This window comes from uncultured Polaribacter sp. (assembly GCF_947501385.1).
Lineage (GTDB): Bacteria > Bacteroidota > Bacteroidia > Flavobacteriales > Flavobacteriaceae > Polaribacter.
The window spans coordinates 36,965-52,723 of the sequence record NZ_CANMVP010000025.1; the positions used below are offsets into that span (position 1 = coordinate 36,965).

Below are 15,759 nucleotides of genomic sequence, written 5' to 3' on the forward strand. Positions count from 1 at the left end.
TGCCAAAGATTAATTAAGAACTTAACACTTTGATTAATACAATAAAAGATAAAATAGAATCTTATTTTAAAGAACAATCAACCATTTCAAAAGAGAAATTGGTGAATTGTATGGTATTAGATTTTCCTGAACTCAAACAAAGCACTATAAACGTGTATTTGTCACGTTTAAAAAAGGAAGGACTTATTAAAAATCCCTCAAGAGGCATGTATGCATTAAAAGAAAAAAAGACATACAGTCCTGTTGTAGATAATTCTTTAAAACGCTTGTTCAATAAAATAAAAAAAGACTATCCATTTGTCGAGTTTTGTATTTGGGACACCAAATGGTTAAATGAATTTATGAGGCATCAGCCATTTAAATGTTATACGGTTCTAGAATTAGACAAAGATGTTACAGAAGCTGTCTTTCACGCATTAAAAGAACAAGGAAAGCAAGTCTATATAGAACCAGATGCAGAAACATTCAATCTGTATATCAACAATAGTGAAGATGTTATTATTTTAAAGCATTTAATATCAGAAGCACCATTGCAAGAAATAAATAAAATAACGCTGCCAACGCTGGAGAAATTATTAGTTGATATGACTATTGATACCAAACTATACGCAGCACAACAAAGTGAAATAGAGTTTGTTTACGCTTCTGCATTTGAAAACTATGGGGTAAATAAAAATAAAATGAAGCGGTATGCATACAGACGAAATAGAGAAAATGAAGTAGAAAATTTAACCAATTTAACTTTGGCAGAAATATAATTTTAACTACGGTTTTAAAAAAATAAACTAACAAATGATTGATACTAATCAATTAGATATTGAGGAAAAAATAAAAAAAATTCCACACTTACTAAAGTATATGGGATCAAAACGTGAAATATTAGACTTTGTTACAGACTCGGTTGGTTCACTTAATGTTCAATCTGAATGGCTTTGCGATTTGTTTAGTGGTACTGGTGTCGTAGGGGGCACTTTTAAAGATGAATACAAGGTGCACGCTAATGATGTACAATCTTATGCTTCTGTTTTATCACATACGTATTTACTTAATTTAAAAGGCCAACTTACCATTGACTGTTTAGATGAAATCAAAAACAAAGTAAATACTCTAGTATCAGATTATTACAATAGATTTCAGAAATTAAATTTTAATTATGATGATATAAATACTTTTAAAAAATTACAAAAAATAGAAAAAGCACAACAAGCTCTTATTTCGGAAGATTTCGATATTGGCTTTCACTTATTTACCAAATATTATTCAGGAACTTATTGGTCATACGATCAATGTGTTTGGATTGACTCTATAAGAGCAGTTGCTGAACAGTATAAATCAAAACCTCAGTATTATCCTATTTTATCATCTTTAATATTTGCAATGTCATATGTTTCTCAAAGCACTGGTCACTATGCTCAATACAGAGATGTAACTGAAGATAATATGAAAGATATTTTAAGTTATCGGAATAGAGATATCTGGGTTTATTTTGAAAGGAAATTTATAGAATTAATTAAAAACGTAAATGGTAAGTCTCAAGATTTCAGAGTTACAACTTTAGACTATGTTGATTGTCTTAGAATAATAGAAGAAGACTCAATCGTTTATTCTGATCCGCCATACCAGTCTGTTCATTATTCAAGATTTTACCATGCTATTGAAACTTTGGTAAAATATGATTATCCTAATATTAGTTTCAAAGGAAGGTATCGTGATGATAGACATCAATCACCTTTTTGCAAGAAAACGACTGTAAAACAAGCTTTTAGCTTAATGTTTGAAGGAGTAAATATAAAAAAATCTCATTTAGCTCTAAGCTATTCAGATACTGGGATGATTGATCTAGATACGATTATAAATATTTCGAAAAATAGTCTTAAAGGGTATACAAATGATATACTAACTAAGAATCATACTCATAGTAAAATGGGGAGATCTGATGAAAAAAATCAAGAAGTAAAGGAATACATTATTCTATTTAAACGTAATTAAAATGCCAGAATTAAAAAAAATTAATTGCTCGTGGACTAAGTTTGATGTTGTTCAAGTCATAAAAATTGCAGCAGAAGATAAATTGAAACAAATTTACGAATCAAAAGAAGATATTAATGCTAGTGTTCTAAAATCATTTGTTGGTGTCGATAGTTTAGAAGATGAATTTCCAGAGTATTGGATCAAAATGAAAAATTATCCAAAGCAGCTTAGGATTTTTGCTCTTATGTCTGCAATATTTACTCATGAAAAAAACATTAAAGATTTTGCCAATAAATTTACTGATGGTAAAATGAGAGGTGTTTTAATTGTTGTACCAGGTAATAAACAAAGCACCAATTTAAGAAGAGGTTTGATCGTTTCTGGCGCATCATTGCAAAATTATGAAAAGGCGAAAGAAGTCCCTTATGATCTATCTGCTCTTTTTGAAGAAGGAGAAGTTGGTTTATTATTTAGAAAATTACTAGAACAGAGAATTTTAAAAATTGGTCATACTTTTGAAGATATTGACACACAAAATAAGTTTTTAAAAGTTTGCTATAATTATCAATTTCATAAAGTTTTAAGTTTAACAAGAGATCAGTTTAAAAAGTGGCTTGGCGGTCAATCACTTAATCAAGAAGAAGATATTTTCAATTTCAGTCAATTAAAGGTATACAAAAAAATACCGATGATTAAAATGAATCAATGGCTTAACGAGTGGGATGATGTAAATTATAATACTGAGGAATTAAGAAGAAAACCTCAGCCGGTTGCTTATTTATTTTCTATAGACGCCAGAGTTTTAAAGAAACTTGCAGATGTTCACAGAAGAAAAGCTGATAAGCCCAGAGAAGAAGATAAACACGTGCAAAGGAATTTGAATGAGAGTAGAGTTGATGAAATAAATTCTTATATAGAAGGTGGCTTTCCTTGGTCTACACTTTCAGCCAGCGAAAAGATTTCTTATGAAAATCAAAAATTAAAAATGCCAGGATTCTTACCTACTGCCATTATTGCAAATATTATAGGTCCTGGAGAGAAAAGAAATAGTAGAATAATAAACGATGCTGATCTTTTAAAGATTAGTGATGAAAAGACTGGTTCGGCTACTCTAAATATTCCAGAACAAGTTTTTTCTGGAGATTGGAATCCAGAGCTTAAACCTATAGAAATTATAGATGGGCAACATAGACTTTGGGCTTTTGATGAAGATGATCCTTTAAGTGGTAATTTTGAGTTACCAGTAGTAGCATATTATAATCTAGATAGGGCTTGGCAGGCATATTTGTTTTACACAATTAACATTAAACCAGTAAAAATTAATACTAGCTTAGGTTATGACTTGTATCCATTGTTACGTACACAGGAATGGTTAGAGAATAGTAAAGAAGGTTTATTAGCATATAGAGAAACAAGATCTCAAGAAATGGTTGAAGCTTTGTGGAATTATCCTGAGAGTCCTTGGTTTCATCGAATTAACATGATTGGAGAAAGTGGTGGACCAACAATGAGTCAAGCGGCTTTTATAAGAACATTATCTAACTCTTTTTTCAAGAAAAGGGATGGGCTTTTTAGTAGTAATCTTACAAACAATGAAGTTCTACCTTGGTCAAGAACTCAGCAAGCAGCATTTTTAATCCTTTTATGGACAGAATTTGCAAATGCAGTTTCTGATAGTAATAGTCAATGGGTTGAGGCTATACGAAGTGAAGATCGACAGTTAAATATTTATGAAGAATCTGCAAAATGGGATATAGGCTTTTTAAGTAAAAATAGTTTTTTATCAAGAGATCAAGGTGTTAGAGGCTTCTCTACATTTGCAAACGATTTCTTTTTTATTGCTGCTAGTTATAACGATTTTGACTTTGACGATTTTGATTATCAAGAAGATGATAATAAGTCTATAACTAAAGAGGAAGTTAGTTTGGCTATTGATTACTTCAAGAGCCAAAAAATAGATATATATAATTTAATGAAAGAGTTTTGCGTCATTGCTTCTGGTGTTGACTGGAGAACACCTTCTGCTAATTTTTCTAACGAAGATGAAAAAACAAGTCAAATGAGATTTAGAGGTAGCGGTGGCTATTCCCAGTTCTGGAAAGTATTATTAGAGGAATTTAAAAAATCTAAAGATAGTAATATTCAAAAATACGTTAGCCAATTAGACTCTTAATCTATGAATTATTCACAATTAGTACATAGTACAGATCCTAGTCTTGTTGTTGATGGTATGAATATTATTAAAGCAAATCATTTGGCTAATAATAACTTTCTTCCTGATACAAACCCTCTAAAATTTAACTCACAAAGTGCTATAGAAGCTCATTTTAATAATTCACGACCTATAGCAATAAATGATGTAAAATCCTTTATGGCAACTTCAGTCATTTCTCATTGTTTTGACGGATGGCTTTATCTAAGTCACGCAGTTGATAGCCTATTAAAAGGAGACAAAGGTATTGCAATACATTTAGCTTATTACGCTGAACTTAGAGGAACCTTATCATTTTTAGCTCGTCAAGGTATTTCAGTTCACAACCGTAAGTGCTTTGGGATCAATAATACAGGAATACTACAAAGTACAAATGCTGGTGGTACGCACGTTGCTGCTTGGAATTATTTGAAAGAGTGGACCAATTCGACAGCATTAGATAGAAGTTCTTTACTGAAGTCTTTTACTGTCAATGGTAAAAATTTAGGAGATTGGGTTAATCATGTCCAATTTCCCATATCACAATCTCTTGCTAGTCATTATACTTTAGAATGGATGAAAGAATGGAGTTTTGATATTCAAAATTATGAAAATGATAAAAACTTCAGAAATATAGTTACGTACCAACCTCAAAGGTTAGTAAATAATGGTCAAATCGATTTTAATAAAAAATTTGCAGGAATAGCAAATATATGGAAGTTTATAGAACCTAGCGGGTCGGATAAATTTGCTTTATTAGATAAATATTTATTCTCAATATTATTTAAAAAAATTCATAATAATCCGGGAATATCTGGTTCTGGAATAACTCTAGAAGGTCTAACTGATCAAACATTTACTGCTGCTGGTTTAAATCAAGATCCTTCAATTAGAGCGATAATGGCATCCGGTATAAATAATTCAATTTTGAGTTATGCTAAAGACCAGGCAATATCTCAACCGAATGGAGAGTTAATGCCATTAAATATAATATCAAGAGCTATGCTAATGTTAAGAATATCAAGTGGATGCGCATTTGACTTAATGAATTCTGCTGGTATTAATAAAGGTAATATAGATTTTTATTTGAATAGTTTAGGTAATAATAGTGGTTATTGGAAAGGAGCTACACCAACAAATTTTCAAAATCTATGGGGAGATGTAAATGAGTCAATAACTTTTATTGACGAATTACTGCAAGAGGGCGACGATATAATTTTAAGTGAATTGTACAAAGATTGGGCATCTGAACTTCATTATTTCAAACAAATTAGTAGAGCAAGTTTTTGGGGTTCTTGCGCATAAAACATGAGGACAACATTGTTTATTGGTGCTGGTTTCTCAAAGTGGTCTTGCAATTTACCGCTTGTTAATGGTTTATTTGATTTTGATATTTCAATCCTTAAGTAAATTATATTTCAGTAATTCAAATTTCCCCACAAACTAAAACTTAGTTTTCTCGTTCCTCAAAAGCTTCTGTCTTTTGGTTTGTTCCGCTATCCAACGCGCATGTAGTTTTTGGTTGCCAACGCTCACACAGCACATTGCTTATTTTGCTTAAAGTATTATATTCATAATTGTCTAATCAAAAAAGCAAAGAGCTGTTCCCAACGCTCACACCAAAAACTACCCAAAGCTATGTTACATAATGCGCAGTTATAGTAGCATTCATTTAGTTTCTGTACTATAACGCCATTATGTAAAATATCCGCTCACCAGCCGCCAATTCAGAACTGACATTGGAATTTAGAACACACAATTTTTCCATCTTTTCCCCACCACCCATTTCAACGGTGTAGGTTACAGCAATTATTAATGTTTTGCCTTGTGTCTGCGGTAGGATGCATTACATTCGCTCAATCGCTTACTAGGGAATCGCTCTTTCCATTTATCCACCTCAACACCGCGCATAAAAAAAGAGCATTTTTTAGAAAATGCCCTTTATTTATCTTTCCAACCGCTTAACATCAATAATCACTTCCACCTACGACACTTTGCCCCGTTAAGTAAGTCGTTCATATCTTGTTTCTAAAATACCTTTGTAAGCAGTTTTCATATCATCCGATAAAAAGGAATTATCAATCCATTTTATAGCTTTAGATTTATTTTTGAGCATACGCTTAAAAACACCTTGTATTTGTCTATCAGTTAATCCAAGTCCTTGACCTAAATGCTCAAAATGGGCTTTTTTAAATTTTCGCTTTTTCCCTTCAAGGGTGAGTGCCAATTCTTCAGTATCTTCAGGAAGAACAATAGACACATTTAACAAATCATATGCAGGAGCTAATATCCAACCTGAAGGGCTTTCTATCATGGAAAAGTTTTTCAAATGCATATCATTGTTTCCCGTGAGAAAACTAAAGATAGCCAATTCAAAATAGAAGATTTTATCCAACAAAGTATTATTAGAATAATTGTCCAAGGCTTTACCAACTTTTTCCATGGAACTTTTATACTTATCAAAAGCTTCCGTTATTTGAAACATATCCAACATATGGATTTTCTTTCCTTTTTCAGTCCTATCGATACGTTTGGTAACATAAGACAATTCACCCGAAGACAATTTTATCAAACTAGAGGGAACAACCCGTATGCCAAAAGCTTCCGCAATCCGCATAGTCAAATGTTCGTTCTCTGGCATTTCCGGAAATTGATGGGATGGTGGTTTAAATATATACTGGCCACCAAGTGCACCAACAACAGTTAACCGTGTGTCGGCTTGTTCTTGCGTTTCTTTTATCAAGGACATTGATAATTTAGGTTGCACACCTGGTACAGCAACACTGCGCTCAACAACACTCTTTGCCAATTCTGCCATTTGGTCTATAGTGTATGGGATTATTGGAGGTGTTGTAGTGCCAAAGAATTCCATAGAACATTTTTCATGAAAATCAGTTTCATTTTCAAGTGGCTCATAACAATATAAACATCTATTCTTCATGGTTATCAGTTTTAGGTACAACGCTTACTGCCCCAATACAATTCTGGCAACAGGCCAATAATAATCCCATACGATCATTTCGGTTTATTTTCCAGTTTTTTGATGCTATATCCAATAACCAACCTTCAGGGATCAAACCTTCAAAAAAAGGAAATAGTTTATTATCAGTATAAGCTTCTTTCCTAACAGGCATGGTAAACGTTATAAATTCAAAAGGATGGGTTTCTATATAAGTTGCATCGTACTGAAAAACATAATCACCTTCGTCAGTTTCGGTAATAGTTCCTGCCAAATAATCTTTATAATATACGTTACCTTGTCTCATTGTTCAATGCTTTACTATTTACAGGGGCTAACTCATGCCCAAACATAGCAAGAACAAGATTAACCTTTTCCATATTAAGCTTGGTCTTACCTTGTTCTATTTTTCGTACCACAGTTAAAGCAACACCAGCTCTGTCGGCAAACTCTTCTTGTGTGAGCCCAACTTCTTTTCTTCGTTCTTTAACAAATTCTGCTAATGATTTCATCTTATATTTATATTATGATTATATGCTTTTACATATAATTTTAAGCAAATATACATAATTATATGCTTTTACATATAATTTAAATAAAAAAGACGCAATTATATGCTTTTGCATATAAAATTAGGGATAGGTTTTAAAATTAAGTGAAGAGGTTAAGTATAAGAAAGCCCAGAAAGATACTGGGCTTATATTTACATTTTAAGATTTTTAATAAACTTAACAATGGATTTGAACAACATCGAGGCAATAAAACTGACCAAAGCCCCAACAAATGCCAAAACAATAGTGGTAACCAAATCCTCAACACCAATATTAACAATTGATGAAAAGAAAGTACCGCCAATAATGGCAGATTTGGTGTTATAATCCATCGTCATTCTCATCAGTTTCTGTGTTTTTATCATCGGTAACTACGGCTTGACTTACTGCGGTGGCCACAGTACCAGCAACAGTCATATAAGTAGCAATGGTTACCACAATGGCAGGCATACTAATCGGTGCAGCTATGATAGCACCACCTGCAGTAGCCAATGCAATACCGATATTTCGTAAAGTCTTGAAAAATTTGGGAGTTGGTTTTTTATAACGTTCTACAATGTTCATAATTCTGTGATTTAATAGTTAATAAAATAGGTTCTTTTCGGTCTTTAGCTTGATACACCAAAGACAACAGTTTTTGCATAGCATTTTTAGAGTAAATACCCTTTCCTATACCACTCAAATAAGTTACTGGAGCAATACACCCTTGAAGCTCTTTTAAAGCATCATTCGCAGGATGGAAGAGAATAAAACTTCTACCTTTTACAGCCTTCAAAATCAAATGATGCTTAAACCGTTTGGAAAAACGTGGTTCAACTTCATAAATACCTTCAGGAATACAGGAAATGTTTCGCTTGTTGTCGTTCCAGGGCAATTCTATGGTATAACAAAGGAATCTATCAGAATTAAAGAGAGTACCATTGGTACCCTCTTTAAAATAGGCTCTATGCAGCACTAATTCCATACTTACGGTGTATCTACAATAACAATAGCCAAAGCGTTGTAAGCACCGTTCTTAAGCTCGTACATTTGTCCGTTTACCTCTTGGTAAAACTCAACACCAAGTACCTGAACAACAGGAAGCGTTGAGTTAGCAGTCAATGAAGCTGTTAAGGCAATGGCAGCAGTATCAGCAGCTGTGTATGGAAGAATTGCAGTCTCATCATTTTCAAATGTTGAGGTTTCATTTTCGAAATCCAGTTCAGAAGCACCCATTACCACTTTAAAATGTGTAGTTCCTGTAGGAGCAGCAATTCTCAAAGTTGGTGAGAATGGGTCAAGGTTTAAAGTAGCATCTCCAGTCACTCGGTCAAATGCATTCACAAATGGAGCAAATAAAGTTGTTCCTAATTTTCCGTTGAGGTTGAACTCAAAACCTGATAATAAGTTAAAATCACCATCAGTTAAAGTTCTCAACCCTCTCTCATTAACGGCATCAGTTTTAATGATAGCCAAGAGATCCTTGGTTAATCGACTTGTTACACGCTTATCTTTCGCATTTTGCAACAGGATCCGAATAGCGTTTCTTAATAGTTTACCACCTTTACCAGCACGTCCAAATTCAGACCCATTTTCACGCGTTCTTTGAAACGCAGGATCATTCGCAATACGGTTGGCATCAACACCTCCTTTTTCGCGAGCTAGATGTCCATCAGTTGTTTTGTAAAAGGAAATACCACCTATAGTTCCTTTTAGTTTAATAATTCCAGTTTGTTTTGCCATAATAATTCGTTTTTTGATTAGTATTTCAAATCACGTAACTTTATGGCTTGCAATAAAAAAGTAGATTCCGTTTTTGGTCATCCATTCCGATACAACCAAAAACGTCATTAAAATATTGATAACACTATCGTGTTGTCAACATTTTAACAACGCATCATCACCATCATCATAAATTAATTAAGTTTGTTTAATACATAGATAAAGCATACATAAAGTATCATGAATCAGAAAAGAGCTTGTATATATCCAAAAGACATTCAGCGAATCACAGGACGAAGTGAACGTTATGGTCGTAAGCTTTTAAATGATATTAAAAACTACTTCGGGAAAGAATCCTACCAATTTATCACAATAAAAGAATTCGTTTAATATAGTGGAATAGAAGAAGAAATTGTCAATAAATATTTAATAGATTAATCATAATATTTGATGCGAATTGACTGGTTTTAATGAAGTTAAAAGCGTAAATTTGTTGTAAGACGTTCAGATAAAAAATACTATTTCAAACTAACAAATAGGTCAACAATTCGGTTCACACTGTTTTAGTCTATTTCGTAAAGTATTGATTTTACTGCATAGTGGCGGTTTAGTTATCATCCTGCCACCCCGACAACTTTAAGTATTAAATTAGTGCAAAACCTTGGTAATCTAACGATTATCAAGGTTTTGTGGTTTTTAGACAATCATAAAATTTGATTGAATTTAAACAAACAAGTGACCTATTCGGTTACCTAATTAGCAAAAGCAAAAAAAGGTAACCGAATTATATTGATTTGACTTTCGTATTAAATAATTGTTTAACAAATTTAATTATGAAAAATTATGAAAACTTCCACCACCTTCAGTATACTGTTTTGGTTAAAACAATCCAAAGCTAAAAACGGTAAAGCACCATTGTACGCAAGACTTACAGTAAGTGGACAAAGAGCTGAAATCAGTTTAAAAAGAAAAATTAAAATTACAAATTGGAATGCTACAAAAAACCGTGTAAAAGGGACAAACCAAGAAGCAAGAACAATCAATGAATATTTAAACCAAGTTCAAAAAGGAATTATTCAATCTAAAAACGAATTAACACTTGAAAATAAATACATCACTTCTCAAGCAATCAAGTCAAGATATCTAAAAGAAGATGAACAAAACCATACGTTGAATGATATTATCAAATATCATAATGAAGATATGGTTAATAAGTTAAAATGGGGAACACAGAAAAACTATTTTACTACTCAAAAATATATTTCAAAATTTCTTAAGAAATATTTTAACACATCAGACATCTACTTAAAGCAATTGGATTATAACTTCATTTTAAAATTTGAAAAATTTTTAAGAGAGTATCAACCATTAGACCATCAAAAAAAGATGGGAAATAATTCAGTGATGAAACATATTGAAAGATTTCGTAAAATGATAACGCTTTAGTTTAAATTAGAATGGATTGACAGAGATCCTTTTATTAATTTTAAATCAAAATTCGAAAAAGTAGAACGTGGTTATTTAACAGTAGTAGAATTAGAAACTATTGAAGAAAAGCAATTTTCAATTCCTAGACTTCAATTAGTAAAGGATTTATTCATTTTCTCTAGTTACTCAGGTTTAAGTTATATTGATGTAATTAATTTAACTGAAGATAATATTAATTTTGGTATTGATGGTGAATTATGGATTGTCAAAAAAAGAGAAAAAACAAATAAGTTGCTAAGAATACCTATTCTATCAAAAGCAAAAAAGTTAATCGATAAATACAAAGTAAATCCAAAATCAGAAATAAACGGAACTATTTTTCCAAAGATTTCTAATCAAAAATTGAATTCATATTTAAAAGAAGTAGCAGATATTTGTTTAATAAAAAAGAACCTTACTTTTCATCTGGCACGTCATACTTTTGCAACGACTGTTACATTAACTAATGGTGTGCCTATTGAAACCGTATCTCAATTATTAGGGCATTCAAGAATTTCTACCACTCAAATTTATGCGAAAGTTATTGAAAGAAAAGTGAGTGATGATATGACTCTATTAAAAGAAAAATTGAAACTTAAAAAAGTTAATTAATTCTAATAGAGTTAATTCTTTTTTGATACTTAAGTTTTAGTAAAGATTTTTTTAATTTTATGATGCTACTATTTTACATATAATTTTAATATCATTGTAAATAAATTTTTGTTTAACAAATGACTAAAAAAATCTTATTTTTCATTAATCTACTTTTCTTTTTATGTTTTCATACTATAGCGCAACAAAACGAACTTTCCTATTCAAAAAAAATCACTATATCCCAAGGTTTAGCTCATAATGGAGTAACTTGTATTCTTAAAGATAGTAAAGGTTTTATTTGGATTGGTACTTACGAAGGAATTAATAAATATGATGGATATAAGCTTACCACTTATAAAAACACTTTAGATAGCGAGTTACTTTCTAGTAACAGAGTAAGAGCATTGACTGAAGATACAAAACAGAATTTATGGATTGGCACTGATGAAGGAATTACAATCTACAACACTTCTAGTGAAAAATTCACACAAATTTACCCTAAAGAATCAATATCAAAGGAAAAAAAAGGAGTTATAGTAAGAAAAATTTTAGTCAAAAAAAATAAAATTTACTGTTTAACTGAAGGAAGAGGTATTTTACTTTTTGATCAGAATTACAAGTTATTAAATCAATTTGTTCCTGTAACCGAAAAGCAAGGTGATTTAATTTTTTTTGATGCTAAAGAATTATATGATGAGAATATTTTATTTTCTACTTCTCAAGGATTACTTTTTTTTGATAATAAAAAGAATAGTTTTCGAAACGTTTTAGAATCAGAGATTGATTTTTCAAGTTCTATACTTGCAGTTAATGATTCTATTTTTATAACTACTATTTCAAAAGGAGCTGTGTTTTTTTCTTTGAACAAAAAGAAAAAAACATTTCAAACTATAAAACATGTTTTAAAAGATTATCAATTTAATAGTTCTTTAATTGACGCTAAAGGAAATTTATGGTTAGGTACTTTAAATAAAGGAATTATACAAATAGAAAATATCCATCAAAAAATAGCTCTCAATAACGTAAAACCATTCGCTAGAAAAGTTTTTACAGATGATCTAGATAGGTTAAGGATAAGCACATTATTCTCTTCTTCAATTAGCATTTGGGTTGGTTCTTTTAATGAAGGTTTATATCAATTTGATATAAAAGAAAACCCATTCAAAAAATACAATAAAGAAAATAACGATAAATATGGTTTAGTTTCTTATAATATAACAGGTATATCTGCATTAGATGAATCTAGAGTTTTTGTTACAGCTGCTAAAGGAGGTATAGGGCTTTTTAATACAAGAAAGAATGTATTTGAACCATTACCTTTTGATATTCCATCAGAATATAAACTAAACGTTTCTAATGTTTTTGTAGATAGTAGAAAAGCAATTTGGTTAAAAATAGGGAAGTTAGGCTTATACCGTGTAAAACAAGGGAGTAAAAGTTTGATTAAAATAAATAATCAAATTTTGAATGAAAATTTAGCGGTATTTTACAGAACATTTTCAGAAGATAGATATGGAAATATATGGATTGGAAGCGACTCTGAAGTTATTAAGATTTCTATTAATAATTTTAACGAAATTAAAAATGTAGAATTATTAAATAAAAATAATTTTTTTAAAAAGGATAAAATATCACTTATAAGAGTTGTTTATCCAGATCCAATTAAAAATGTTGTTTGGATAGGAACTGATTCAGACGGGCTTTTTAAAGTCGAAAATAATGAAGAAACCAAACTAAACGAAGCATTAGTCAAAAAAATTACTACAAACACAGAGAATAAAAAATCATTAACAAGTAACTTTATAACATCAATATTAAGATTACCTAATAATGAGTTATGGATTGGAACAGAAAATGGTGGTGTTTGCAAAGTTGTAGAGAAAAAAGATAGTTTTGAATTTATATCGTTTTCAGAAAAAAATGGTTTATCAAATAACGTAGTTAAGAGTATTCAGTATGATACCAATAATAGTTTGTGGATTTCTACGAATATTGGTTTAAATAATTTTGATTTAAAAACAAATGTTTTTAGAAAGTTTAATTTATCAGACGGATTACCTTTTGAAGACTTTTGGTACCCTTCTGAAAAATTAGGAAACGGCATATTTTTATTTTCTGGATTAGATGGATTTTGTTATTTTAATTCAAATAAAATAAGTGCTAAAGAAAAACTACCAATTGTATTGTTAGAAAATTTTAAGCTTTTTAACAACAAAGTATATCCAAGCGACACAATTCATAACAGAATATTATTTGATAAAGACTTCTCTGAATTAAGCCAATTAAATCTAAAATACAACGAAAATGTGTTTTCTTTAGATATTGTTAGTTTGCATTTTTCTAATCCAAAAAATCATTTAATAAGATATAAATTATATCCAATTAATGAAAATTGGGTAACCTTACCTTCAAACAGAAATACTATAAATTATAGTGGTTTGCAACCGGGTGAATATGAATTAAGTTACAAAGCATCTAACTCTTTAAATGAATGGACACCTACCAAAAAAATTAAAATTAATATTACACCTCCTTTTTGGAAAACAAATTGGGCTTATTTTATTTACTTTCTCTCAGTAATTATTTTATTATATCTAGTAATAAAAATTATAACTAAAATACAATCTTTAAATCATAAAGTAGCTATCGAAAAATTAGAAATAAATTCTGTTAAAGAATTAAATGAATCTAAATTACGTTTCTTTTCAAATATCTCTCATGAAATAAAAACACCTTTAACATTAATCTCTAGTCCTTTGGGTGTTCTATTAAATAGATATAAAAATAATTTAGACGTCTCTGAAAAATTAGTTCTCATAAAGCGTCAAACAAAAAAAATTAGACAATTGGTAAATCAAGCTAATGATTTCAGAAGAGCTGAAGCTAATTTATTAAAAATGAACTACTCTCGTTTTAATTTTAATGATTTCATACAAGAAGTAACAGACGACTTTATGTTTCTTGCAAGTAAAGACGAAAAAAACTTTGAACTCATTGCTAAAAATAAAAATATTATTGTTTCTGCTGATAAAGATAAATTAGAAAAAATAATAAATAATTTAATTAATAATGCTTTTAAATACACAAGAGCAAATGATATAATTAAAATTGAATTTAGTTGTAATGAAAAAGATCTAGATATTACTGTAAGTGATACCGGGATTGGTATAGATGAAGAAGACTTAAAACATGTTTTTGAGCGTTTTTATCAATCTAAAACAATGCAACAAGAACATATTTCTGGTTCTGGTATTGGCCTTGCATTCTCTAAAAAGCTGGTTGAAATGCACTATGGTTATATAAATGCTAAAAGTACTTTAAACGAAGGTACTTCTATACAGATACAATTACCGATAGTAAAACAACAAACTGGCGGAGATGAAATTTTAGAGAAAAAAAAGATAGAACTTCCAGAAGAAAAGGAAATTTTATTAGATAAACAAGCCTTAAAAAAAGAAGAATTAGATTTTGTTGAAGTAAATAAAGAATTTTCTGAAGCATTGATTTTTTACGCAGAAGACAATTTAGAGATGAGACTTTATGTTTCTGATATTTTGTCTAAATATTTTAATGTAAAAGTTTTTAGAAATGGACAAGAGTGTTTAGATGCTCTTGAAGATAATTGGCCAGATTTGATAATTAGTGATGTGCAGATGCCAATTTTAGATGGATTAGATTTATGTATTGCAATAAAGTCTGATTTGAAAACCAGCCATATTCCTGTAATTCTATTAACAGCACTCACTAATATAGAAGACCACATAAAAGGTTTAAGAGATGGCGCAGATGCATATATCAAAAAGCCATTTAGCGTAAAGCGTTTAATTGCGAATGTTGAAGCACTTTTAGATAACAGAAAAAAATTAAGAGAAAGATATCAAGTAGGCATTCCATTAACTAAAGAAAATAATAAAAATAACAGAAATGATAATGCATTTTTAGAGAAGTTATATAGCATTATGGAAGACAATCTAGATAATCAAAATTTTGATATTAATACTTTAGCTAAAGAATTGTATTTGAATAGAACTCATTTTTATCAAAAAGTAAAAGTATTAACCAATAAAACTCCTTTTGAACTTATAAAAATCTATCGTTTACAAAGAGCTGCGAAATTTTTGTCTCAAGATAAGCTTTCTGTAAATGAAGTTTTCTTAATGACAGGATTTAAAAGTAGAACACACTTTACTAAAATATTTAAAGAGAAATATAATGTGTCTCCAAGTAAGTATGCCAATGAAGTTGAAAAAAAATTTGAAAGCTAAAAAAACATACCATAAATGCTGTAATTAAAAAACTAAATAAGTTGTTTAAAATACATACGT

14 protein-coding genes are annotated in these 15,759 nt (G+C 30.2%); 7 read left to right on the forward strand and 7 right to left on the reverse strand.

Annotation, left to right across the window (positions count from 1 at the left end):
• Positions 1-29 precede the first annotated feature (29 nt).
• From Q0998_RS15385 to Q0998_RS15400, 4 genes are read left to right on the forward strand one after another with little or no spacing between them, the layout of a single operon-like run.
• Positions 30-758, forward strand: coding sequence for a DUF6577 family protein (locus Q0998_RS15385; protein WP_299671384.1), 729 nt, complete (start codon positions 30-32; stop codon positions 756-758).
• A 34-nt stretch (positions 759-792) separates the two neighbouring features.
• The gene (locus Q0998_RS15390; RefSeq protein WP_299671385.1) at positions 793-1,989 is read left to right on the forward strand and encodes a DNA adenine methylase; all 1,197 of its coding nucleotides are present in this window, start codon (positions 793-795) and stop codon (positions 1,987-1,989) included.
• A 1-nt stretch (position 1,990) separates the two neighbouring features.
• Complete coding sequence (locus tag Q0998_RS15395; RefSeq protein WP_299671388.1) at positions 1,991-4,144, forward strand: DGQHR domain-containing protein; 2,154 nt, start codon at positions 1,991-1,993, stop codon at positions 4,142-4,144.
• 3 nt (positions 4,145-4,147) lie between these two features.
• Positions 4,148-5,467: a hypothetical protein gene (locus tag Q0998_RS15400; RefSeq protein ID WP_299671390.1), complete on the forward strand. Its 1,320-nt coding sequence runs from the start codon at positions 4,148-4,150 to the stop codon at positions 5,465-5,467.
• 697 nt (positions 5,468-6,164) lie between these two features.
• Here Q0998_RS15400 and Q0998_RS15405 read toward each other — a convergent pair.
• From Q0998_RS15405 to Q0998_RS15435, 7 genes are all read right to left on the reverse strand, one after another.
• Complete coding sequence (locus Q0998_RS15405) at positions 6,165-7,103, reverse strand: HipA domain-containing protein (RefSeq protein ID WP_299671393.1); 939 nt, start codon at positions 7,101-7,103, stop codon at positions 6,165-6,167.
• Positions 7,093-7,428: a HipA N-terminal domain-containing protein gene (locus tag Q0998_RS15410; RefSeq protein ID WP_299671395.1), complete on the reverse strand. Its 336-nt coding sequence runs from the start codon at positions 7,426-7,428 to the stop codon at positions 7,093-7,095. The genes Q0998_RS15405 and Q0998_RS15410 overlap by 11 nt, the downstream gene beginning before the upstream one ends.
• Positions 7,415-7,633, reverse strand: a complete 219-nt coding sequence (locus Q0998_RS15415; RefSeq protein ID WP_008238836.1) for a type II toxin-antitoxin system Y4mF family antitoxin — start codon at positions 7,631-7,633, stop codon at positions 7,415-7,417. The genes Q0998_RS15410 and Q0998_RS15415 overlap by 14 nt, the downstream gene beginning before the upstream one ends.
• A 191-nt stretch (positions 7,634-7,824) precedes the next feature.
• Positions 7,825-8,004 carry a hypothetical protein gene (locus tag Q0998_RS15420; protein ID WP_147679101.1) on the reverse strand — a complete coding sequence of 60 codons (180 nt, stop codon included), beginning with the start codon at positions 8,002-8,004 and terminating at the stop codon, positions 7,825-7,827.
• Positions 7,994-8,236: a hypothetical protein gene (locus Q0998_RS15425; RefSeq protein WP_299671406.1), complete on the reverse strand. Its 243-nt coding sequence runs from the start codon at positions 8,234-8,236 to the stop codon at positions 7,994-7,996. The genes Q0998_RS15420 and Q0998_RS15425 overlap by 11 nt, the downstream gene beginning before the upstream one ends.
• On the reverse strand, positions 8,214-8,636 hold the full coding sequence (locus Q0998_RS15430; RefSeq protein ID WP_299671408.1) for a DUF5675 family protein: 423 nt from the start codon (positions 8,634-8,636) through the stop codon (positions 8,214-8,216). Before Q0998_RS15430 ends, Q0998_RS15425 begins: the two co-directional genes overlap by 23 nt.
• Before the next feature lie 2 nt (positions 8,637-8,638).
• On the reverse strand, positions 8,639-9,394 hold the full coding sequence (locus tag Q0998_RS15435) for a hypothetical protein (RefSeq protein WP_299671411.1): 756 nt from the start codon (positions 9,392-9,394) through the stop codon (positions 8,639-8,641).
• Between the two features lie 822 nt (positions 9,395-10,216).
• On the opposite strand from Q0998_RS15435, the gene Q0998_RS19400 reads away from it, so the two are divergent.
• The 3 genes from Q0998_RS19400 to Q0998_RS15445 all read left to right on the forward strand — a co-directional run bounded on the left by Q0998_RS19400 (position 10,217) and on the right by Q0998_RS15445 (position 15,699).
• Positions 10,217-10,819, forward strand: a complete 603-nt coding sequence (locus tag Q0998_RS19400) for a phage integrase SAM-like domain and Arm DNA-binding domain-containing protein (protein WP_366943661.1) — start codon at positions 10,217-10,219, stop codon at positions 10,817-10,819.
• Positions 10,820-11,011: 192 nt separating this feature from the next.
• A complete protein-coding gene (locus Q0998_RS19405) occupies positions 11,012-11,452 on the forward strand; it encodes a site-specific integrase (RefSeq protein WP_366943662.1) in 441 nt (146 codons plus the stop codon).
• A gap of 119 nt (positions 11,453-11,571) precedes the next feature.
• Positions 11,572-15,699 (forward strand): two-component regulator propeller domain-containing protein, encoded by a 4,128-nt coding sequence (locus Q0998_RS15445; protein ID WP_299671413.1) that lies wholly within the window; start codon positions 11,572-11,574, stop codon positions 15,697-15,699.
• The last annotated feature ends 60 nt before the right edge of the window (positions 15,700-15,759 follow it).